We start from the raw sequence: 19,944 nt of genomic DNA on the forward strand, positions 1-19,944 counted from the left end.
GGTACGGATGGGTTTCACCTGGTGGTGGCCGACGAGGGCGAGTTTAGGCGCATGGGGATCAGGATGGCGTAGCCGTACATAAGCACCCCCGTGGCGATCATGAAGATGATTGTCGGCCACTGCCAGATCGGCGGCAGATGCAGGGCGAGGAACCAGCTGGGATCCGAGATGCCGAAGATCTTCATGAACAGCGGGACGACCCCCTGAGGGAAGAGGGGCAGCCAGGCGGTGAGGTAGCAGACGGTGACGCCGATGCGGTGCACGACGGGGAGGTCGGCGGTAGTGGGCTTGTCGGCCTGGGGCGCGGGGCCGTGCTTCATGAGGTTGAGCAGCTCGGTCCCGTGGTTCTCGAGCCTGCGGTAGGCGATCCTGCCCAGGCCCCAGGCGCTGAGGGCGCCGGTGAGGACGCCGGTGGCGACGCCCGCCCAGGGGTTGAGGAGGATGGCGCCTGCCGTGGGGAGGGCGATGGACGGGACGGCGATGAGCACGAGATAGGCGAGGCTGGTTTCGGCGGTTTCGCTGGCGCCGGTGCTGAGCGGGTTGCCGCCGCGCTTGTGGGGGTCTGTGCCGGGGACAAGCGAGGTGACGGCGAGCAGGACGATGAGCCCGGCGCCGCCGCCGAGGAGGGCGGGGAGCAGGCCGAGGACCCAGGGCCAGGCCCAAAGCTCGCCGCTGACGAGGGTTCCGGCCAGGGAGAGGGCGATGGCAGCGGGGCCGACGATGAGGAACCAGGCCAGTTGACGACCACGGACGTCGGCGCGTTCGGCGCCGGGGGTCATGAGGGTGAGCCAGAGGGCGGTGCCGTCGGCGCCGTAGAGGTTGGCCGAGGAGGCGGCGGCCATCACGATCGCGATGAGGCCGGTGAAGGGGACCATGATCCAGGCGTCGAGGGTGACGAGCAGGAACGGGAAGACAAGGGCGAAGGAGAAGGCGGTGCCGAGCAGTTGGATGCGGACGAGGTCGCGCCACCAGGCGCGCAGTTCCTTGGCGGCGGAGACGCGGGCGCCGCCGGCGGTGGGGAGGGGGCGGGGCGCGCCGCGGCGCGGTGGCACGCCGCCGCGGGCGGCCGAGACGACGCGTCGTGACAGCAGGCTGGCCCAGGAGGCCAGCAGGAGGGCGATGAGGCCGGCGTTGGCGGCGAGGATCGCCAGGGCCAGGGGCCAAGGGGCCTCGATTGCGGCGACGCCCCATCCGGAGGGCAGGGCGCGCACCAGATGGTGGGACCAGGCGGCGGTGTCGCCGCCGAGGGCCGCGACAGGTGCCCAGCCGTTGCTGCACAGGGCGATGGCGGTGCCGGTGGCGACGCCGACGGTGGCCGCGGTGGCGCGGGACCTGACGAACAGGCCGATGAGCGCGACGACGACTCGGGAGATCATCACCATGGTGATGAGCGTGATGACGGCCGCGACCAGTCCGATGAGGACACCGGCAGGGCCGTGGCGCCAGCCGTACACGGGCAGGGAGAGCAGGGCGATGAGGTTGGCGGCGGGTGCGGGGCCCGCGAAGGCTCCGGCAAGCAGGGCCGCGGCGGTCCGGCGCGGGGTGGCCGGGAGCATGGCGAAGTACTCGGGGCGCAGGGTCTCGTTGCCGCCGCCGATGAGGATGGGGCCGAAGATCCAGCCGGACAGCCAGCCGGCAAGGGCGAGGGGGAGATAGGCGGGCCACAGGACGGCCACGGCGATGGTTCCGGCGGCCAGGATCAGTCCGACGGAGACGCCGGTGTAGAGGTTGGCGGCGTCGTCGCCGCCCAGGGAGTTGCGCATGAGCGTCAGCCGCATGCGGATCATGAGCTTGGCCATGGCGGCCGGGCCGGGGGTCAGGAGGTGAGCCACGCCAGTCCCTCCGTTCCTCCGGTGCGGGCGCCGACGAGGTCGACGAAGGCGTCTTCGAGGGTTCCTGCGCCGCGTACGTCGGCGAGCGGCCCGGCGGCTACGACTCGGCCGTCGGAGATGACGCCCACGTGGTCGCAGAGCTGCTCGACGAGGGCCATGACGTGGCTGGAGATGATCACGGAGCCGCCGCCGGTGAACCTGCGCAGGATGGTGCGGATGGTGGCGGCGGAGACGGGGTCGACGGCCTCGAAGGGCTCGTCCAGGACGAGCAGGCGGGGGGCGTGCAGGAGGGCGACGGCCAGGCCGATCTTCTTGCGCATGCCGGTGGAGTACTCGATGACCAGGGTCCGCTCGGCGGTGTCGAGTTCGAGGACCTGGAGGAGTTCGTCGGTGCGTTCCGCGACGGTGTCGTGGGGGATGCCGCGCAGCAGGCCGAGGTAGGTGAGGACCTCGCGGCCGGTGAGGCGCTCCGGCATGGCGTTGCCGTCGGGCAGCACGCCGATCAGTCCCTTGGCCTGGACGGTGTCACGCCAGACGTCGACGCCGAAGATCTCGGCGCTGCCCGCGTCGGGGCGCAGCAGGCCGACGGCCATCGCGAGGGTGGTGGTCTTTCCGGCACCGTTGGGACCGACCAGGCCGTAAAAGGAGCCGGCGGGGACGGTGAGGTGGATGTCGTCGACGGCCACGTGGTCGCCGAAGGCTTTGCGGAATCCGATGGTACGGAGGGCGGGCTCCCGGTGTGTTGGCATGACTTGAGAATCGCGCGGGGGTGGGGGGCGGCGGATCGCCCGGCCGGGGCGCGGGGTGGTGGATTCCGGCATCAACCGATCGGTTGATGCCGGGAGGCGCGGCTGGTACGTGCTGCGGGTCGCAGCATCACTTCACACCGAGTACTACGCCACCGGCGCGACGGCACCCGTGGATCGCATCGTGCCCGCCGAGCCGGCCGAGCTGATGCAAGCGTGGCCGGGCACGCATCGGGGTTTGAGGAACATCTCTGCGAGATCGTGCGCTAATCCGCGTCGTCGCTGGTCGGCCGCTGGTGAGGTGGGGCGCGGGAAGAATCTTGAAGTTTTGGCGCAGATAATGCCCTATTACCTGTGGCACCGGGATTCGCCACCTGTGGTGACAGCCACTTCAAGCCCTCCCCGGAATCGATCGCCGAGCTCACCAGCTTGCTCGCGCCCGGCACCAGCAGGCGCTGAACCAGGAGGCAGCATCAGCTCGGGTCAGCGGTCGTGGTCGGCGTTCCTCCACCACGCCAGGGTGCCCATTCACGCCGGCCGCGCCGGTGGTCAGGACGAGCAGGATGCCGAGGGGGCCGGAGGGGCGTGGCCGGGACCGGCGATGCCCGCGTACAGGCCGGGGACCGAGTCTTCTTCGCCACCCGGGAGGGCAGAGTGCGCGCCCGGATGGAGAGAGCGAACTGCCGGCCAATGAGGCTGCTCCCTGGGCACACCCGTCACGGACATCATGCCCCGACGCCACTTCGCAGCCTGTCGGGCCGGCAGGTCGGACACCTGAGCGTCGACCCCGTGACGGGGTTCGTCACCGACTTCAACATGACCGTTGCCGGCAAACACGGCCACATGCAGACGGCGACGATCGAGCACGCCCGCAGCTGGGATCCCAACCTGTTCATCTGGATGGGCTGGGACGAACACGTTGACGGCTTGCCGACGTCGAAGCGGGGTACTGGCCGACGGTTGGGGATGCCGGGTGGGCGTCCGGTGCCGGGCCTGGAGGGTTTGGGTGCACCGGCTGTCTGGGCAAGCGCGGGACGCGGGTTCCGGAACCCGCTTAGGGTCGGGGCGGCGGGGCTCGGACAAGTGACGAGGGCTCGTGGCGGACCCGATAGCTCGGAGGACCTGCAACTCTGGCTAACGGAGGACTCGGTAGCGAAGATGAGCCTCACTCGCGAAGGCTGATGTATCGAGGCGCTCAAGCTCGATGTGCCGCCCAAGGCCTGCGAACAGCGAGATGCCGTCGCCGAGCAGGACCGGCGCAACGTCCAGGTGGAGCTCGTCGACGAGACCGAGCCGCAGGCACTGTCGTGAGATGGTTCCTCCGAGCAGGCTGACCCAGCCGTCCCCGGCCGCTTGCGTGGCCAGCCTGACGGCCTCGTTGATGTCGTCGACGACGAAGTTGTACGTGGTGCCGTCGCGCTCGATCGGCTCATGGGCGCTGTGGGTCATCAGGTAGACCGGGACCTTCAGCATGCCGCCATACGGGATCTCGCCGTCCTCGATGGTCTGGGTCTTGTTCGCGCCGCCGACCACCGCGCCGATCCGGCTCATCACTGCCTCGACGACGGCGTCATCCTCGGGAGCGGAGGGTCGGCCGAACATCCAGTCGACCCCGCCGTCCTCCTTTGCCAGGAACCCGTCAAGAGTGATGGTCGCGTGGACGATCACGGTAGCCATAAGCCGCTCCTATCTCCGAGAGGTGAGTCGATCGACTCGCCTCTACTAACCTAATCGTGTTCGTAATGGTGAGTCAAGGAACTCGCCTCGATGGGATACTGAACGGATGACACGTGGACGCTCCTCGTACCACCGTGCGGTGGCCGCGACCAATCGCGAGGCCATCCTCGGCGCCGCCGCGCAGCTCTTCCTGGAGTTCGGGTACGACCGCACGCCACTGGCACGTGTCGCCGAGCGCGCAGGGGTGTCCAAGGCGACGCTCTTCAAGCAGTTCCCGACCAAGGCCGAGCTCTTCGAGGCAACGGTGCTCGCGGCAGGCGGATCGCCGGCTCCGGAACCGGTCGAGATCCCGACCGGCGACCTCTACGCGGGCTTGGTGGTGCTAGGTCGCGCGTATTCGGAACTGTTGACTCGTCCGCGCATGGTCGCCCTGATGCGAACCGTGATCGCCGAATCGCACCACTTCCCCGAACTGCGCGAGCGGACCTTCGACTTCGGCACGCTGCCTGTGCTGCAGGCGCTGGGGCGCTATCTGCGGGAGGCGCACTCCGCTGGAAGCGCCGACATCGATGATCCGGATCTGGCATCCGCACAGTTCCTCGGCATGATCGCGTCCGCGATCTTCTGGCCGCGCCTCACGCACGGTACGTGGTCGATCACCAAGGAAGAGCAGTCGCGAGCGGTCGACGAAGCAGCCCGAACGATCGCCGCGCGCTTCGCAACTCCCTGACGTGATCATCCGCGTTCGGGGCAGTGCCCAACCTTAGGCGTACAGCCACTCCTCGCCCGGCTGGCTATGTCGGCTCAACTCCGCGCTGCCAACGGGACTTTTCGTTCGGATGCTCGTCATGCCCCGATACCGCCTGGGCATTTTTTGATTTTCTAGAAATAAGAAATCAAAAAATGAGATCTGTTGCGTGAGGGATCGAAAAGCAACTCACGGGAATGAGAGTTCCCGCAAGTTACTCGGCGTGAGCGATGAGGTCCGGCCGAACGGGCGGGCGAAGCTGAACGTGGAGAGGCTCCACGCACCGGGCGAGCCGAAGTCGCTTGCCTGGCTGTGCTCACCGTCCAGGAGTCCCGGCACAAGCTCGCCCGCGACATCTGCCGCGGGCGAGAAGGGCACCATCCACCAGGCGTACCGGGACGGGATGGAAGATCAGTTGGGCTCACTGGGTCTCGTCTCGAATGCGGTCGTTCTCTGGACGACTCGCTACGTTGACGCCTCGGTCGCCCAGCTCCGCGCGGAGTGCCACGATGTTCGCGACGAGGACGTGGCCCGGCTCTCCCCACTCAAGCACAAGAATCTGAACGTCCTCGGCCGTTACAACTTCGCCGCCTCCCAGCCGGGCGACGGGCTGCGGCCGCTGCGTGACCCGGATGCCTTCGACCTGGACGATGACGACGATGGCCAGGAGGAGTGAGCCGGGCCTGGACGGCACTCGGCCCCGGCGCCCCACTGCGGGCGCCGGGGTTAGCCGGTGAACGACTCAGGGCCGAAACGGCCCCATGCGACGAAGGCAGCCAGGGCCAGGTAGATCAGGTCGAGGGCGATCGTGGACTTCTCGCCACGGCGTAGACGCATGGTGACCGCGCAGGCAAACAGCAGAACAAGTCCGGTGGCGGCCAGCGGCACCAGGACCGGCGCGATGTCGAGCACCGCGGGCAGAATCAGGCCGACCGCAGCCAGCAGTTCGACGGCGCCGATGGCCTTGAGAGCGCCGGGGCTGAACTCCAGGACCCACTGTGCAGAGGAGCTCATCGCGGCCAGCTTCTTCTGCGGCACGAACATCTTGAAGCTGCCCGCCAGGCAGACAGCGGCGAGCACTCCGGCGGCGATCCACAGTGCGACGTTCATCATCAACTCCCTGATCGAGGACTTCCGCACCCGAGACGAGGCAGCGACTCGGTCTGTGACATGCCCGAACCCAGACAGCGGAGAGACATGGGGCACACCGCGCCATGTCACAGGCGTGAGGGCCGTCTCGTCTCGGGGGTGAAGGCATGGACGAATGTGGAGGAGTACACGATGGACGTGCGATTGAACTACTTCGCCAGCCCGACCGCCGGCAAGGCCCTCAAGTACTTCATGTCGGCCGGCCGGGAGCTGAAGGAATCGCCGCTGTCAGCCACGACGCAGGAGTTGGTGGCGCTGCGCGTGAGCCAGATCAACGGCTGCGCGGTCTGTATCGACATGCACACCAAGGAAGCCGCCGCGGCCGGCGAGAGCCCGGTACGGCTGAACTTGATCGCGGCCTGGCGGGAAGCAACGGTCTTCACCGAGGCTGAACGCGCCGCGCTCGCGTTGGCGGAGCAGGGGACCCGGGTCGCGGACGCGGCCACCGGGGTCAGCGACGAGGTGTGGGCGCGTGCCGCCCAGCACTATGACGAGGAGCAGCTCACGGCCCTCGTGCTGCTGGTCTCGTTCATGAACACGGCGAACCGGCTGAACATCATCACCCGGCAGTCGGCCGGCGACTACCAGGCCGGCCGGTTCCACTGAACCGCCATCGCACCCTGGCCCGGGCCAGGCCCGCCGGGGCCAGGACGCCGTGGTCAAGCCGGGAAGAGCAGTCGCGGTGCGAGCGTTGTTCGCTCCGCCAACACATCGGATGATCTTCGAAGAGTGCTTCGCCGGCGCGAGTCCGGCCAAGCACACAGACCGCAAGGGGGAGACGGCGTGGGCAAGGTCGAAGAGTTTGAGGAGCTGCGGCCGCTGCTGTTCTCGATCGCGTACCGGATCCTGGGCGGCGTGGGCGAGGCGGAGGACGCGGTGCAGGAGACCTGGCTCCGCTACGACGCCTCGACCACCCGGCCCGTGTCGGCCAAGGCGTTCCTGTCCGCCACGGTGACCCGGATCGCGATCGACGTGCTGCGCTCCGCCCGGGTGCGGCGCGAGGAGTACGTCGGACCGTGGCTGCCCGAGCCCCTGCTGGACGATCCGTACGAGGACCCGGCCCGCGCGGCGGAGCTGGCCGACTCGGTATCCATGGCGGCGCTGCTGCTCCTGGAGCGGCTCAGCCCGCTTGAGCGGTCGGTGTTCGTACTTCGGGAGGTCTTCGCCTTCGGCTTCGACGAGATCGCCGCCGCGGTGGGGCGCTCGGAAGCGGCGTGCCGACAGCTGCTCGTACGGGCGCGTCGGCACATGAACGAGGGACGGCCCCGGTTCGAAGCGGACCGCAAGAAGCGGCAGGAGCTGGCGAGGCGGTTCTTCGTGGCGCTGGCGCAGGGTGACGTGGACGGGCTGCAGAGTCTGCTGTCTGCCGACGTCCAGCTCGTCGGGGACGGCGGTGGCAAGGCCCCGCAGCTGGCCAGGGCCGTCGTCGGTGCTGAGAACGTGGCCAGGCTGCTCGCCACCGTCTACCCGCTGATGGCGCGGGTCGACATCACGTTCGAACCGCACGAGGTCAACGGCCAGCCGGGCGCGCTCTTCCGCGACCGCGGCGGCAAGGTCCTCCACATCATCTCCCTCGACGTGCTCGACGGGCAGATCCAGACCATCCGCTCGGTCATCAACCCCGACAAACTCGGCCACCTCGGCCCGGTCGCCGACGCCTGGGCCGTCGACCGGGAAGTGAAGCAGACCCGCAAACGGACGCGGTGACCTCCCGACCAGCCTGACGGGGAGGACCGGACGCTTCAGAGCCGTCGCAGTCCAATACGGAGAGACGGTAGGAACGGGCTATGAAGCCGGTGTCGATGTCAGGAGCTTTGACAGGCGCCGATCCAGACCGTGTCGCGTTGAGGCATCAACAGTTGGTTCTCACAAACGAACGATTTTTTACATCCCACCGCCCGGCTCACCCTCGGCTCAGAAGGCGGGGATCGAAAGTCACGCCAAGACCGGCGGGTTGAGCTCCTTGGCGTGACTTTCGTCCCAATGGAGAGGGCTATGCGGAAGGTTGAGCGGGCGATCGAGGCCGAGGCCAAGAAGGTGCACCGCAAGACCGAGAAGCTGTTCTCGATCGCCGAGGCGTCGCTGCGCCGGCCGGAGGGCACGGTCCGGCAGGTGGTGTTCCCCGCGGTGCCGGGCGGGGAGGCGACGTTGAAGGCGCTGGTGGCCGAGGCGAAAGCGGACGCCAAGACGTTCAAGGCCCAGGTGCGGACCGTGCTGACCAGTTCGTATTCGTCCTACTACCGGCGGATGCTGCCCAAGCTGCTGGCGGCGATCGAGTTCAAGTGCAACAACACCGCCTATCGGCCGGTGATGGACGCCGTGGACCTGCTGCAGCACTACGCCGACGTCCCGAACTCGACCAGGCACTACGACGCCTCGGAGAACGTCCCGATCGAGGGCGTGGTTCCGGACGGCTGGCTGGAAGCGGTGGTTGATGAGAACGGGGTCATCGAGCGGGCCTCCTACGAGCTGTGCGTGATCGTGTCGCTGAAGGACGCGCTGCGCCGCCGTGAGATCTACGTCGCCGGCGCCCGCCGCTGGCGCAACCCCGAGGAAGATCTCCCGGCCGATTTCGAGGACAACCGCGATGTGCACTACGAGGACCTGCGCCAGCCACTGGATGCCACGGTGTTCATCGAGACGCTGAAGGGGGCGATGCGCGCGGCGATGGCGGCGTGCGGGGAAGCGGTGGCCAGGAACAGGTCCGGCGGGACGAAGGTGAAGACGCACCGTGGTGAGCCGCGCTGGCAGATCCCGGACCTGGGCAAGGTTACGGTCCCGGAGAACCTGCGAGCGCTGCATACCGAGGTCGCCGCCCGCTGGGGGATCATCGACTTGCTGGACTTCCTGGAGGAGTCGGACTTCGTCACCGACTTCACCGACGCCTTCACCACGGTCGCCACCAGGGAGGCGACCCCGCGCGAGGTGATCCGCAAACGGCTGCTGCTGGTGCTGTACGCGCTCGGCACGAACGTGGGGATCAAACGGGTCGCCGACGGCGGCCGCCACGGCGAGAGCGAGGCGGCGCTGCGTGCTACCCGGCACCTGTTCGTCAACCGTGACAACCTGCGCAAGGCGATCGCGACCCTGGTGAACGCCACCTTGCGGATGCGGGATCCGCTGTGGTGGGGCAACGGCACCGCGTGCGCCAGTGACTCGAAGAAGTTCGGGTCGTGGTCGTCGAACCTGATGACCGAATACCACGCCCGGTACGGCGGGCCCGGCGTCATGATCTACTGGCACGTCGACCGGAAATCGGTGTGCGTCTACTCCCAGCTGCGGTCCTGCAACGCCTCTGAGGTCGCCGCGATGATGGAGGGCGTGCTGCGGCACTGCACCGACGCCACCATCGATCGCCAGTACACCGATAGTCATGGCCAATCCGTGGTCGGGTTCGCGTTCTCCTACTTGCTAGGGTTCAGGCTGCTGCCACGGATGAAGAGGATCGCCCACCAGAAGCTGGTCAAGGCCGATGCCGACGACCTGGTCCCGTCCAGCCTGACCGGCATGGTGTCCGACAAGCCGATCGACTGGAAGATCATCACCCAGCAGTACGACCAGATGGTCAAGTACGCCACCGCTCTGCGGCTGGGGACGGCTGAGGCCGAGCAGGTGCTGCGCCGCTTCACCCGCGGCGGCCCCAAACACCCCACCTACAAGGCCATCGAGGAACTCGGCAAGGCGGTCAAGAGCATCTTCGTCGCCGAATACGTCGCCTCCCAAGAGCTGCGCCGGGAGATCCACGAGGGCCTGCAGGTTGTGGAGAACTGGAATTCGGCCAACACCGACCTGTTCTACGGCAGCGCCGGCACCCTGCCCGGCAGCGACAAGGAGCATCAGGAGGTCTCCATGCTCAGCCTGCACTTGCTGCAGTCCGCGCTGGTGTTCATCAACACCCTGCTGGTCCAGTCCGTCCTGAAGGACCCCGCCTGGCAGCAGAGGATGACCGACGCTGACAGGCGAGGCCTGTCCCCGTTGTTCTGGTCCAACGCCAATCTCTACGGTCGGATCGACATCGACATGGACCGCCGCCTCGACCTCGGCCTGGCCGCCTGACACCGCCCCGTCGTCTTGGCCAGGATCAGCCAGTGGGCTGGTCGACCAGCTCGATCTCGATGGCCAGGGCGCCGAGGGCCTCCTTCTCGGGGCCGTAGATGCGGCGGATGTTGGCCCGCGAGGAGGATCGGACCGGATTTTGCGGTAGCCCGGCGGGGGTGACGACGGTTCGTCGCTCGTGGATACGAATCCGTCGATCAATGAATCTGGCCTTATGCTCGCGATGGAGCAGAATCTTGCCGAGCACGCCTGCCACCTGCACCGGAACCTGGAAAGCGCGTCCGTCACCGAGACCGGCGACCTGCTGATCGCCGACAGCGGCCTGGGCGACGACACCTTCAACATCGTCGCGGCGGCCCGCTTCACCCCGGCCACCGTCCAGGCCCGCATCGCGGAAACCGCCCGCACCCTGGCTGCCACCGGCCGCCCCTTCTCCTGGTGGGTGGGCCCCGCCTCCGCACCGGCCGACCTTGCCGAGCACCTCAAGGCCGCCGGGCTCGAAGCCTCGGAGACCGAGACGGGCATGTGGAAGGACCTACGCGCGCCCCTCCCCGAGGCGCACGCCGACGGCCTGGACATCCGCCTGGCAACCACCCCCGCCCAGCTCGCCGACTACGCCACGGTCCTGGCTGCGAACTGGACCCCGCCCGCCGCCACCGTGCGCCGATTCTTCGCCGACACCGCCCCATGGGCGCTCGCCGCCGACTGCCCCGCCCGGTACCTGGTCGGCTACGTCGAGGAGCGTCCCGTCTGCTCGGCCGAGGTCTTCCTGTACGCAGGCGTCGCCGGGATCTACAACATCGCCACTCTCGCCGCCGCCCGCCGCCGCGGCTATGGCGGCGCCATCACCCCGGCTGATTATGTTCGCGACAACGAACCGCGTTTGCTCGCCAGTTTCGACCGCGATCTTGGGCCTGGAGTCGGGTCCGTTGTTCGTGAGAGCTGACCGCACTCACCGGCCCGAGGTCATTCGCACCGAGGAGGGGCGGGGCGGCGGCGCAGTGTCGGCGGCCATCCGGATCTGGCCGCTGGCGGCAAGGAAGAAGGCGCTATGACCATCACAGCGTGTGACCAGATTCGCTAGCCGACGCGCTGCCACCCTGCCCCGATCGCCGAATCCGGCGTCGGTTGAGGCGCAGACCCCTGATGTTGGTCCCGAGCGCGGATCGGCAGTTATGGGCGGCGGGCGGCGCTGACGATCAGCTTTGGATAGTGCGGGTATACCGCCGGACGGGGATCTCAGTCGATCGGCTCGCGATGCATCCACTCGACGAGATCGTCGGACGCGAGCGCCCGCACGCGCGCGGCGTACCGGGCGAGGTCGGCGTCGTCGAGGAGGTCGCGCCACTGGCCGCTCGTGCCGCGGCTGAAGAACGCGACGGGATCGATCCAGTGCTCCGGACCGCCGGCGGGGACGGTCGTGTCGGCCCTGCTGCGCATCGACTCGAACGTCGCCGCCTGGACCAGGCGGGGCCATCGGTGCTCGTCGACGTCGATGCCGAGGCGCGCGGCCATCTGCCGCATCTGCCCCTCCAGGTCGGCCCTTAGGTCGTCGTAGTGCAAGTACACGACGTCGAGATCGTCGGCGGCGTCCCGGAACGTCTGCAGGTGCTCTACAGTGCGCCGCAGCGACGACCCGACCTGCGTCGATGGCGTCTCGTCGTCGACCCACTGCCAGAAGCGGTCCCGCTCGCCGTCGGGGCGCGGCCGCGGTGGCCGCAATGGTCCGAGCTCGATACCGTCGATCGCGGCCGCCCGTTTGCGTTGGCTGAGGAACGCGCCGATGTCGGTGTTGTCGATATGGCGGTCGATCGACAGCCCCACGTCGCGCGGGTCCCGCCCGACGCAGATGTACGTGACCGTCGGATCGTTGGGTATCCCGTCGAGCGGCGTGTGGGTCTTGATGAACCGGCGGTGCGTCTGGGCTTCCAGGTCCGCGAACACGTCTGTGCGGGCGCGAGTCACCATGTCGATCCACGGCGAGAGCGTGTCCAACGGGAGCGGGAGCTCCGGTTCCTGCAGTATGAGCAGGGCGCAGATCATCTGCGTCCACGTCGTCCCGCACTTTGGCGGGGTGCTGATGATGATGTCGCCGGGGCGGAGCTCGAAGCCGTCCCAGCGGTTGCTGTCGTACATGCTCGTCTCGTAGCGGCGCACGGCCGTCATCCTTGCAGCGGATCCGATCCCGTGAGGCCCAGATGATTCACCGCACGACATCCTGCCGAGGGCTCAAGACTGAGGTTCCGAAGGGCGTCGCGCAACAGTACGTAGCGCAGCACCCGCCCATAATGTCCGATCTCGAACACTCCGCGAGGGCATCATGAAGGCCAGAGGATGAGCGCCGAACGGCGGCTACGCGCGTCTACCTTGGACGCCAATCACGCTAGGTAATCGCGTTGCCGCCACCGGGCAACTCGGTATGGCCGCTCCCGGACAGATCCGGCTGGCCGTCGTGAGCCCAGGTCAGCGGTCCATTGCCGCCTGCCGTCAGGGTGCGGTCAGAACTGGCAAACATCAACTTCGCTGAAGCTCGGGGTGCGGTCGCCACTCACGAACAAGTGCGGTCGGTAGTTGCAAGCAAAACCACCCTGGCCACCCTGCACACCGCCCGCGACGCGGGTTATGAGACCGCGGTGCTACAGGCATCCGCCGACGGCGAACCCGTCTACCGCCGCCTCGGCTTCACCGCCTGCGGCCAGTTCACCGAGTACGCCATCACCCCCTGATCCGTAACAGCAACCACCCATCCCCTCAACCGACGATCCGTGGGTGTGTGAACTGCCCGTCGCCCATCCGGGAGGGCACAGAGCCCGGTGGCGGCCGCGCCCTCACGCCACAGCGTGAAATGCAGATGGTGGAGGCGGCCTGTCGCGTTCTCGGCTCGGGCTGGAGGCGGGAGCCCCGGCGTTCGTCTAGCGACCGTTTGACGAACGGCCGGGTGCCTGCCAGAGATGCCGCCGTGTCCGGTTCCAGTGTTCATTTTGGCGTTCATTCACCAGTACAGTTCATCTATCCGACGCCCGACGTTTGATGAACGAAAGGCGGGCCGCCGTGGCGCTCATCGGCCTCGTCCGGGTCAGCACCGACAAGCAGAAGACCAGGCGGCAGCACGACGCCCTCGACCCCATCTGCCTGAAAGTCTTCGAGGAGAAGATCAGCGGCAAGCTCAAGACCGACGACCGGCCCGCGCTGCTGGCCGCGCTGTCGCACATCCGCGACGGCGACCTGCTCGCCGTCCAGGAAGTCGACCGGCTCGGCCGCAACCTCCTGGAAGGGCTGATCGTACTGAGCGACCTGTTCGAGCGCGGCATCGGCGTCAAGGTGCTGGAGGGCATCGCGGCCGGCGAGCACACCGAACGCTCCCTCATCCTCGACCTGGCCCTCGCCCTAGCCGAAGACCGCCGCCGCGACATCGTCCGCAAGACCAAAGACGGCCTCGAAGCCGCCCGCCGCCGAGGCCGCGTCGGCGGCCGCCGCCCCGTGGTCGACGACGACAAACGCGCCGCCATCCTCGCCCGCCGCCAGCGCGGCGAATCCATCCGCACCATCGCCGCCGGCGTCAAGGTCTCCGTCGGCGTCGTCCACAAGACCCTGACCGCCGCCCAAGCGGAACAGCACCCGTAGACACCCACCGCCACCTCGGCGAGCCATTCAACTACCCAACGCTACTTTGGGGCTGAGGTCAGCTTCGGGAGCAGGACGCCTGACGGCGGGGTCGGCCGGCGGCTAGCTCAGATGCCGGGTGAAGAACCGGGCCGCGGCGTCCCCCGCGAACTGCGGGACGCCGGTGTGCCCGCCCATGTTGGCGTGCAGCGTCTTCTCCGTGGAGCCGAAGGCGTCGAACAGGTCCAGGGCCTGCTGCCGGTCGTTCCCTTCGTCGTCCCACTGGAGCAGGACGTGCAGCGGAATGGTGACCTGGCGGGCCTCCTCGAACATGGTGCGGGGCACGAAACTCCCGGCGAACAGAACGGCGGCCGAGATGCGCGGCTCGACCACCGCCAGCCGGATGCCGACGGAGATCACTCCCCCCGAGTACCCGACCGGGCCGTCGATCCCGGGCAGTGAAAGGAGGGCGTCCAGGGTGGCCTGCCATTCCGGGACAGCCTTTTCGACCAGCGGGAGGACGAGCCGGTCGACGATCTCCTCGTCGACCGGCTCGCCGGCCTCCAGCGCCCGGTGCAGGTCGGCGCGGGCCTCCTCGGCGGCGGCGGACCGGGGCCGGTCACCGCCCCCGGGGAGCTCGATGGTGGCCGCGGCGAAGCCGTCCGCCGCAGAGTGCCGGGCCCGGGCCACCAGTCGGGGGTACATCTGGTGCAGTCCGCCGGGGTGGCCGAGCAGGATCAGCGGCACCGGTGCGGATGCGGATCCGGGTGTCCACAGGATGCCGGGGATCTCGCCGAGGGTGAATTCGCGTTCGAGGACGCCGTCGTCGAGGCGCTGCTCGGAGGTGAATTGCATGGTCGTGCCTTTCGGGAGTGCTCGTGAACGGCGCTCCCGGACGACCTATCGCCCGACCGTGACCCCTGAGGGGAGCACCCATGTCGATACTGCGTTCACGGGTACCACCTCCTCGTTCTTTGGCACGGACTCCGGAAAAGTAGCAGTGGTCGCCGTGGTCCGCCAACGGGTTTTGCGGAGGCTCCGTGGCCGGACGCCACGGAGTCACTCAGACCGTGTAGTCACGGGCCTCGGGCCTGTGCGGTCAATGAGCACCGGAACTGCGGACTTCCTATCCGTGGACGAGATCCTTGGCGTGACTCTTCGTTCCGCTGTTCGTCACCCCCGAGAGAAGCGCACCACAGCGACCACGGGTCAGGCTGCCGCAAGGTCGAGGCGGGTGTCCATCAGCGCCCCGCCCGCGATACATCGCCAGCTCCTCGCACACTGCCGGCCCCTCGACGGCAGCGCCCAGGGTACCCCTGCGGCCCCGGCGCAGCGCGAGGCCCGCCGCGAGTACGAGAGCCGCGTCAACGCCCTCCCAGCGGCTACAGCCGGACCATGATCGTTTTTGCCGACAACCGCTGTACCGATGTTCCCCAAGGCCGTTGGTGTTCCGCGTCGGCAAGTCTTCCTCGCCGAAGGTCCATGACCTGGGATGAGGAATCTTGAGAGGCGAGTTCTGGGGAGAACGGGGCTGATTTTGAGCGATGGTCAGGATTCTGCTGCCATTCGATCTTGCCCAAATATCTGAATGCGGTGGTTAAGTCTGAACATCGATTTGATCGAAGGAATCACGAAGTGGCCGCTGTGATGCACCAATAGATGTCAAGCCATTGCGGGACGGGCGGGTTCGGTGCCGGGCCGCCTCGGTGGCCTGCCGGTCAGCATCGCCATACGCGGGGGCTCGCCTTCGGCGACTTCTGGGTCTACTCCCTGGTCAAAGCCCTGACGGGCGTGGGATCGGCCGTCGATCATGGCCATGCCAATTGTTGATCGAATGATCTAACATCTCTTCGTGATCATCAGATCCCGTAGGAGCCGTGTGTTATCCCGGCTACTCACTGCAGCATTGTCGCTGCTCGTCATGGTGGGGCTGCTTCTAGCGCCCCCCATCACCGCCTCCGCTACCTCGACTTCGAGTTCCGCCGTTCTGACGCCGCCTATCGATCTGGCGGACATGTGGGGCACGTACGGCAACGCCGGTGGCCATTGGACCGGCGGCGATGCCACCGTCTCGGTGCCGCTGCCCGACGGCCGTACCGCGTGGATCTTCTCCGACACCTTTCTCGGCAGCGTCAACGCCGACTTCTCGCGTCCCAGGGATGCGCCGTTCGTGCGGAACTCACTGGTCGTCCAGAACGGGTCGACCCTCGGGCCGACGCTGCACGGGGGCACCGCCGCCGCGCCGGCGTCGCTGGTCGACACCGACCAGTCGCCTGATGACTTCTTCTGGGTGGGTGACGGCACGGTCGAGGGCGGCACGCTCAAGGTCATCTACGGCCGCTACCTCAACACCGGTGAGGGTCCTCCGCTCGGTTTCAGGCGCGAGGGCACCGTGCTGGCCACTTTCAGCCTGCCCGACCTGCGGGTGACCTCGGTCCGGTCCTTGCCCGTCAGCGCCTCCATGTCCTGGGGTTCGGCGCTGATGGAAGACGGCGCTCACACCTACATCTACGGCAGTGAGTACGCCGGTGGCGCCAAGTTCGTCCACTTGGCCAGGGCCGGCGCCGGTGATCTCGGCGGTCCGTGGGAGTTCTGGACCGGCAGCGGCTGGTCCGCCAAGGAGAGTGACTCCGCGCGGCTGCTCAGCGGGGTCGGCGAGGGCATGTCGGTCAGCAAGATCGGCAACCAGTACGTGATGGTCACGCAGGAGAACAACGATGTGTTCAGCAGTTGGATCGTGGCGTATGCGGCCAGTTCGCCGACCGGGCCGTTCACCGGGCCGAGGTACCTGCATGAGGCGCCTGAGCCGGAGGTCAGCAACCGGCGGCAGTTCATCTATGTTGCCCGCCATCACCCGCATCTGTCCGACCCGGGCAAGTTGCTGCTGACCTACGACGTCAACGCCTGGCAACCCGACGACCTGTTCGCGGACGCCCGGGTCTACCGGCCGCGCTTCGTCGAGGTGTCGTGGCCGCCGGCCGTACCCGATCCGTCGAAACTGCCGGGCACGCCGACGAATGTAAGCGTGCGGATGGCCGGTGACGGCGTCGCGCACCTCACCTGGACGGCGCCGCCGGGCACCGGGCTCAACTACTGGGTGTACCGGAAGAACCTGACGCTCGGGCAGACGCACTTCACCAGGACCGGCAACCCTGCCACGGAGACCCGCTACGGTGACCCGTTCCTGCGCGACGGCCACACCTACGCGTACCAGGTGCGGGCCATCAGCGCCTCCGGACATGAGGGACCGGTGTCGAACACCGTCACCACCGAGACCCGCAAGACCGTGCCGCCCGCCCCCGCCGGACTGGCCGCGCAGCCGGGCGTGGCCGGTGATGTGACGCTGACCTGGAACGCCTCCGACCCCGGTGTCACCTACCGCCTCTACCAGCGGGACGTGAGCGCGGGCGAGACGATGTTCACCGAAAGCGCGCTGGATGACCCGTTCATCCGGTCCGCGACGGTGAAGGATCTCATCGCCACGCACATCTACGAGTTCAAGGTCACCGCGGTCAACGAGATCGGCGAGAGTTCGCCGTCGAACCTGGTCCGAGCGACGGTCGTGTTCACCCCGCCGGGCGCGCCGGGTAACCTAACCGCCGACGCGCAAAACGACGGCTCGGTGAAACTCACCTGGGGCGCAGTCACGGGCGCGGCCCGCTACTGGGTACGGCTGCGCGACGTGTCCGCGGGCGCCACCGACTTCACCAAGATCGACCTGCCGGTCCACGGCACCACTACCACGCTCACCCAGTTGCTGAGCGGAAACACCTACGAGTTCAAGGTCACCGCGGGCAACGACGGTGGTGAAGGCCCGGCGAGCAACGTGGCCAGAGCCACCGCCAAAATCGCCCTGCCCGGCGCGCCGACCGGGCTCACGGCTACTGCACAGGCCGATGGCTCGGTCAAACTGTCGTGGACGGCTGTGGCAAAGGCAAGGACATACTGGGTCTACCGCCGCGACGTCACCTTCGGCCACGCCCAGTTCTCCCGCTACCACCTGCCCACGACGGACACCAGCGCTGTTATCGGCGATCTACTCAACGGCAGCACCTACGAGTTCAAGGTGACCGCGGTGGGCGACGGCGGCGAGGGGCCAGCCGGCGCGGTCGTCAGTGCCGTCTCACGCGTCACTCCGCCCCTCGCCCCCACCGGGCTGAGCGCCGTGCCCGGCGATGGCACGGTACGGCTGACCTGGACCGCGGCCGTTGGAGCCAGCATGTACTGGGTCTACCAGCGCGACGTCACCGCAGGCGAGACCACCTTCACCAAACTGGCCTACCCCGCCGGACAACCCTCAGCCGACCTGCGCGGACTGACCAACGGTCACACCTACCAATACAAGGTGACCAGCGTCAACGACGCCGGCGAGGGCCCGGCCGGCGCCGTCGTCAGCGTGACCCCCAAACCACCCGCCCCGGGCAAGGTCACCGGCGTCAGCGCCCAGCCCCAACCCGACGGCACCGTCAAACTCACCTGGACCGCCATCAACGGCGCGTTCTACTGGGTGTCCTACCGGGACGTCACCGCCGGCCAGACCGCCTACACGCGGCTGGAGTTCCCGGCCACCACGAACAGCGCGCACATCGGCCCGTTCACCGGCGGCCACATCTACGACTTCCAGATCACAGCCAACAACTCCGGCGGCGACGGCCCGCCGTCCGACCCGGTACGCGTCACCGTCCTCGGCAGCGCGGCACTCGGCAAGGTTTCCCTGCCCGATCCGGCGGCCGCCAAGTCCGCAAAGGTGGCGAAGGCTACGACGACGGCGGCGCTCCCGCAGCCCCCCACGAACCTGCGCGTGATCGAACGTACTCCGCACTATGTCAATCTGAGCTGGGATCGGAGCCCTTCGGAGCCTGTCTATTACTGGGTCCAGTTCCGGTCCGTCGGCCGCTCCGAGTGGTACAACCTGACCTATCCGACACTCAGTTCCACCTACAAGGTGGGTAAGCCACTGTGGCCGGGCTTCCAATACGAGTTCCGTGTCGTGGCCGAGAACCAGACCGGTGCCTCCAGCCCGTCGAACACGGTCCGCTCAGCGCTCGGCGGCTCGCCGCCACCCGCACCCACCGGTCTCAGGGTGGGCAGCACCGGCAACGGCGTGCAGTTGCTCTGGACGGAGACCGCCGCTGACGATTTCTACTGGGTGGAGTTCAAGTCGACCGGCACCGGCACCTGGTACCGGTTCCCGTGGCCGGCCATCAACCGCCAGGCGAACGTCGGCTGGCCATTGTGGCGTGGGTACTCCTACGACTTCCGGGTGGTCGCGGTCAACCGCGACGGCGACAGCCCCCCGAGCGCCCCGGTCTCTGCAGCGCCGGATTACCCCAAGCCCGAGCCGTCCAGCAGGATCTATCGGGACGAGCCCGGACCTGGCTCGAGCCGGATTGCCTGGGAGAGCAGCCCGACTCCAGGCGTCGTGTACTGGCTGTACTACCGGCCTTCAGGAGGCGGATCCTGGGCCAAGGCCCGGTTCCCCATCATCGGTACCGAGGTGACGCTGAGGTACCTGCCCCACGGCAGCTATGAGGTCAGGGTCACCGCTGCCAATATGAGCGGCGAAAGCCCACCCACCCCCACGGAGACCGTGACCCTGAAGCCGTCCAAACCAGTGATGCTGGCCCTGCTCACGGAGAACTCCGCTGCGGGCTGGGCACGGTGGAAGAAGCTCAGTCACGATAACTACTACGACAGGGGTTACGACTGGAACATGTCCACCGACTACTGCTCGAAGAGCGTCGACCAGCCGATCCTCAGCTTCGCTCCCTGGCAGCGGGTCGACTGGCGTGAACCGTGCGCCCGGCACGACTTTGGTTACCGCAACTACAAGGAGATGCGCCGCTTCGACTACAGCCGGAAGGTGCGCCTGGACGTAATGTTCCTCAGGGATCTGATGGTCGCCTGCGACGCGCAGATCTTCTTCGCCAACGCCAGGTGCCACGCGCTGGCCCACGTCTACTTCAAGACCGTCCGGCAATGGAACGAGGACGGGAACTTCGACCCCGAGCTGTGAGTGAACGCCGGTCCCGGCAGCACGCCGGGACCGGCTCCCCCGCGGAAGACCACGTAATGAACCCACTCGGTCGCCCCCGCCCTTGTGGGCCGCCCACCGTGAAGGGCCTGAAGACCG

The 19,944-nt window shown here is 67.8% G+C and carries 15 protein-coding genes and 1 pseudogene; 9 read left to right on the top strand and 7 right to left on the bottom strand.

Features of this window, described 5'->3' with window-relative positions; all coding sequences use genetic code 11:
* Nucleotides 1–14 precede the first annotated feature (14 nt).
* The 3 genes from RUR_RS16420 to RUR_RS16430 all read right to left on the bottom strand — a co-directional run bounded on the left by RUR_RS16420 (nucleotide 15) and on the right by RUR_RS16430 (nucleotide 4,255).
* On the bottom strand, nucleotides 15–1,832 hold the full coding sequence (locus RUR_RS16420; RefSeq protein WP_283135933.1) for a hypothetical protein: 1,818 nt from the start codon (nucleotides 1,830–1,832) through the stop codon (nucleotides 15–17).
* Nucleotides 1,817–2,581: an ABC transporter ATP-binding protein gene (locus RUR_RS16425; RefSeq protein WP_283135934.1), complete on the bottom strand. Its 765-nt coding sequence runs from the start codon at nucleotides 2,579–2,581 to the stop codon at nucleotides 1,817–1,819. The genes RUR_RS16420 and RUR_RS16425 overlap by 16 nt, the downstream gene beginning before the upstream one ends.
* A gap of 1,131 nt (nucleotides 2,582–3,712) precedes the next feature.
* The gene (locus RUR_RS16430; protein WP_283135935.1) at nucleotides 3,713–4,255 is read right to left on the bottom strand and encodes a dihydrofolate reductase family protein; all 543 of its coding nucleotides are present in this window, start codon (nucleotides 4,253–4,255) and stop codon (nucleotides 3,713–3,715) included.
* Nucleotides 4,256–4,394: 139 nt separating this feature from the next.
* On the opposite strand from RUR_RS16430, the gene RUR_RS16435 reads away from it, so the two are divergent.
* Together RUR_RS16435 and RUR_RS16440 are read left to right on the top strand one after the other, a co-directional pair.
* On the top strand, nucleotides 4,395–4,985 hold the full coding sequence (locus RUR_RS16435) for a TetR/AcrR family transcriptional regulator (protein ID WP_283135936.1): 591 nt from the start codon (nucleotides 4,395–4,397) through the stop codon (nucleotides 4,983–4,985).
* Nucleotides 4,986–5,318: 333 nt separating this feature from the next.
* Nucleotides 5,319–5,679: pseudogene (locus RUR_RS16440) on the top strand (Tn3 family transposase); the annotation flags it as partial.
* Nucleotides 5,680–5,729: 50 nt separating this feature from the next.
* Here RUR_RS16440 and RUR_RS16445 read toward each other — a convergent pair.
* Nucleotides 5,730–6,113 carry a DoxX family protein gene (locus RUR_RS16445; protein WP_283135937.1) on the bottom strand — a complete coding sequence of 128 codons (384 nt, stop codon included), beginning with the start codon at nucleotides 6,111–6,113 and terminating at the stop codon, nucleotides 5,730–5,732.
* A 171-nt stretch (nucleotides 6,114–6,284) separates the two neighbouring features.
* On the opposite strand from RUR_RS16445, the gene RUR_RS16450 reads away from it, so the two are divergent.
* The 3 genes from RUR_RS16450 to RUR_RS16460 all read left to right on the top strand — a co-directional run bounded on the left by RUR_RS16450 (nucleotide 6,285) and on the right by RUR_RS16460 (nucleotide 10,208).
* The gene (locus tag RUR_RS16450; protein ID WP_283135938.1) at nucleotides 6,285–6,758 is read left to right on the top strand and encodes a carboxymuconolactone decarboxylase family protein; all 474 of its coding nucleotides are present in this window, start codon (nucleotides 6,285–6,287) and stop codon (nucleotides 6,756–6,758) included.
* 177 nt (nucleotides 6,759–6,935) lie between these two features.
* Nucleotides 6,936–7,859: an RNA polymerase sigma-70 factor gene (locus RUR_RS16455; protein ID WP_283135939.1), complete on the top strand. Its 924-nt coding sequence runs from the start codon at nucleotides 6,936–6,938 to the stop codon at nucleotides 7,857–7,859.
* Nucleotides 7,860–8,147: 288 nt separating this feature from the next.
* A complete protein-coding gene (locus RUR_RS16460) occupies nucleotides 8,148–10,208 on the top strand; it encodes a Tn3 family transposase (RefSeq protein WP_283135940.1) in 2,061 nt (686 codons plus the stop codon).
* Nucleotides 10,209–10,233: 25 nt separating this feature from the next.
* On the opposite strand, the gene RUR_RS16465 is transcribed toward RUR_RS16460, so the two are convergent.
* Complete coding sequence (locus RUR_RS16465; protein ID WP_283135941.1) at nucleotides 10,234–10,455, bottom strand: hypothetical protein; 222 nt, start codon at nucleotides 10,453–10,455, stop codon at nucleotides 10,234–10,236.
* On the opposite strand from RUR_RS16465, the gene RUR_RS16470 reads away from it, so the two are divergent.
* Nucleotides 10,432–11,154 (top strand): GNAT family N-acetyltransferase, encoded by a 723-nt coding sequence (locus RUR_RS16470; RefSeq protein WP_283135942.1) that lies wholly within the window; start codon nucleotides 10,432–10,434, stop codon nucleotides 11,152–11,154. The two genes, RUR_RS16465 and RUR_RS16470, sit on opposite strands and share 24 nt — an antisense overlap.
* Nucleotides 11,155–11,447: 293 nt before the next feature.
* Here RUR_RS16470 and RUR_RS16475 read toward each other — a convergent pair whose 3' ends face one another.
* Nucleotides 11,448–12,365, bottom strand: a complete 918-nt coding sequence (locus RUR_RS16475; protein WP_283135943.1) for a sulfotransferase domain-containing protein — start codon at nucleotides 12,363–12,365, stop codon at nucleotides 11,448–11,450.
* Between the two features lie 401 nt (nucleotides 12,366–12,766).
* On the opposite strand from RUR_RS16475, the gene RUR_RS16480 reads away from it, so the two are divergent.
* Together RUR_RS16480 and RUR_RS16485 are read left to right on the top strand one after the other, a co-directional pair.
* Nucleotides 12,767–12,934, top strand: coding sequence for a GNAT family N-acetyltransferase (locus tag RUR_RS16480; protein ID WP_283135944.1), 168 nt, complete (start codon nucleotides 12,767–12,769; stop codon nucleotides 12,932–12,934).
* Between the two features lie 325 nt (nucleotides 12,935–13,259).
* Nucleotides 13,260–13,832 carry a recombinase family protein gene (locus tag RUR_RS16485; RefSeq protein ID WP_283135945.1) on the top strand — a complete coding sequence of 191 codons (573 nt, stop codon included), beginning with the start codon at nucleotides 13,260–13,262 and terminating at the stop codon, nucleotides 13,830–13,832.
* 102 nt (nucleotides 13,833–13,934) lie between these two features.
* On the opposite strand, the gene RUR_RS16490 is transcribed toward RUR_RS16485, so the two are convergent.
* A complete protein-coding gene (locus RUR_RS16490) occupies nucleotides 13,935–14,666 on the bottom strand; it encodes a dienelactone hydrolase family protein (protein ID WP_283135946.1) in 732 nt (243 codons plus the stop codon).
* A gap of 1,159 nt (nucleotides 14,667–15,825) precedes the next feature.
* Between RUR_RS16490 and RUR_RS16495 the strand changes: the two genes are divergently transcribed.
* Nucleotides 15,826–19,827, top strand: a complete 4,002-nt coding sequence (locus RUR_RS16495; RefSeq protein ID WP_283135947.1) for a phospholipase A2 — start codon at nucleotides 15,826–15,828, stop codon at nucleotides 19,825–19,827.
* Nucleotides 19,828–19,944: the final 117 nt, after the last annotated feature.

Origin of the sequence: Rhizohabitans arisaemae (assembly GCF_025996515.1) — a bacterium.
Classification (GTDB): domain Bacteria; phylum Actinomycetota; class Actinomycetes; order Streptosporangiales; family Streptosporangiaceae; genus Rhizohabitans; species Rhizohabitans arisaemae.

Bases quoted from the DNA above. Each gene is read 5' to 3' on its own strand.
- RUR_RS16425 (WP_283135934.1), bottom strand. From the start codon at position 2,581: ATGCCAACACACCGGGAGCCCGCCCTCCGTACCATCGGATTCCGCAAA.
- RUR_RS16430 (WP_283135935.1), bottom strand. From the start codon at position 4,255: ATGGCTACCGTGATCGTCCACGCGACCATCACTCTTGACGGGTTCCTG.
- RUR_RS16445 (WP_283135937.1), bottom strand. From the start codon at position 6,113: ATGAACGTCGCACTGTGGATCGCCGCCGGAGTGCTCGCCGCTGTCTGC.
- RUR_RS16450 (WP_283135938.1), top strand. From the start codon at position 6,285: ATGGACGTGCGATTGAACTACTTCGCCAGCCCGACCGCCGGCAAGGCC.
- RUR_RS16460 (WP_283135940.1), top strand. From the start codon at position 8,148: ATGCGGAAGGTTGAGCGGGCGATCGAGGCCGAGGCCAAGAAGGTGCAC.
- RUR_RS16470 (WP_283135942.1), top strand. From the start codon at position 10,432: ATGGAGCAGAATCTTGCCGAGCACGCCTGCCACCTGCACCGGAACCTG.
- RUR_RS16490 (WP_283135946.1), bottom strand. From the start codon at position 14,666: ATGCAATTCACCTCCGAGCAGCGCCTCGACGACGGCGTCCTCGAACGC.
- RUR_RS16495 (WP_283135947.1), top strand. From the start codon at position 15,826: ATGTGGGGCACGTACGGCAACGCCGGTGGCCATTGGACCGGCGGCGAT.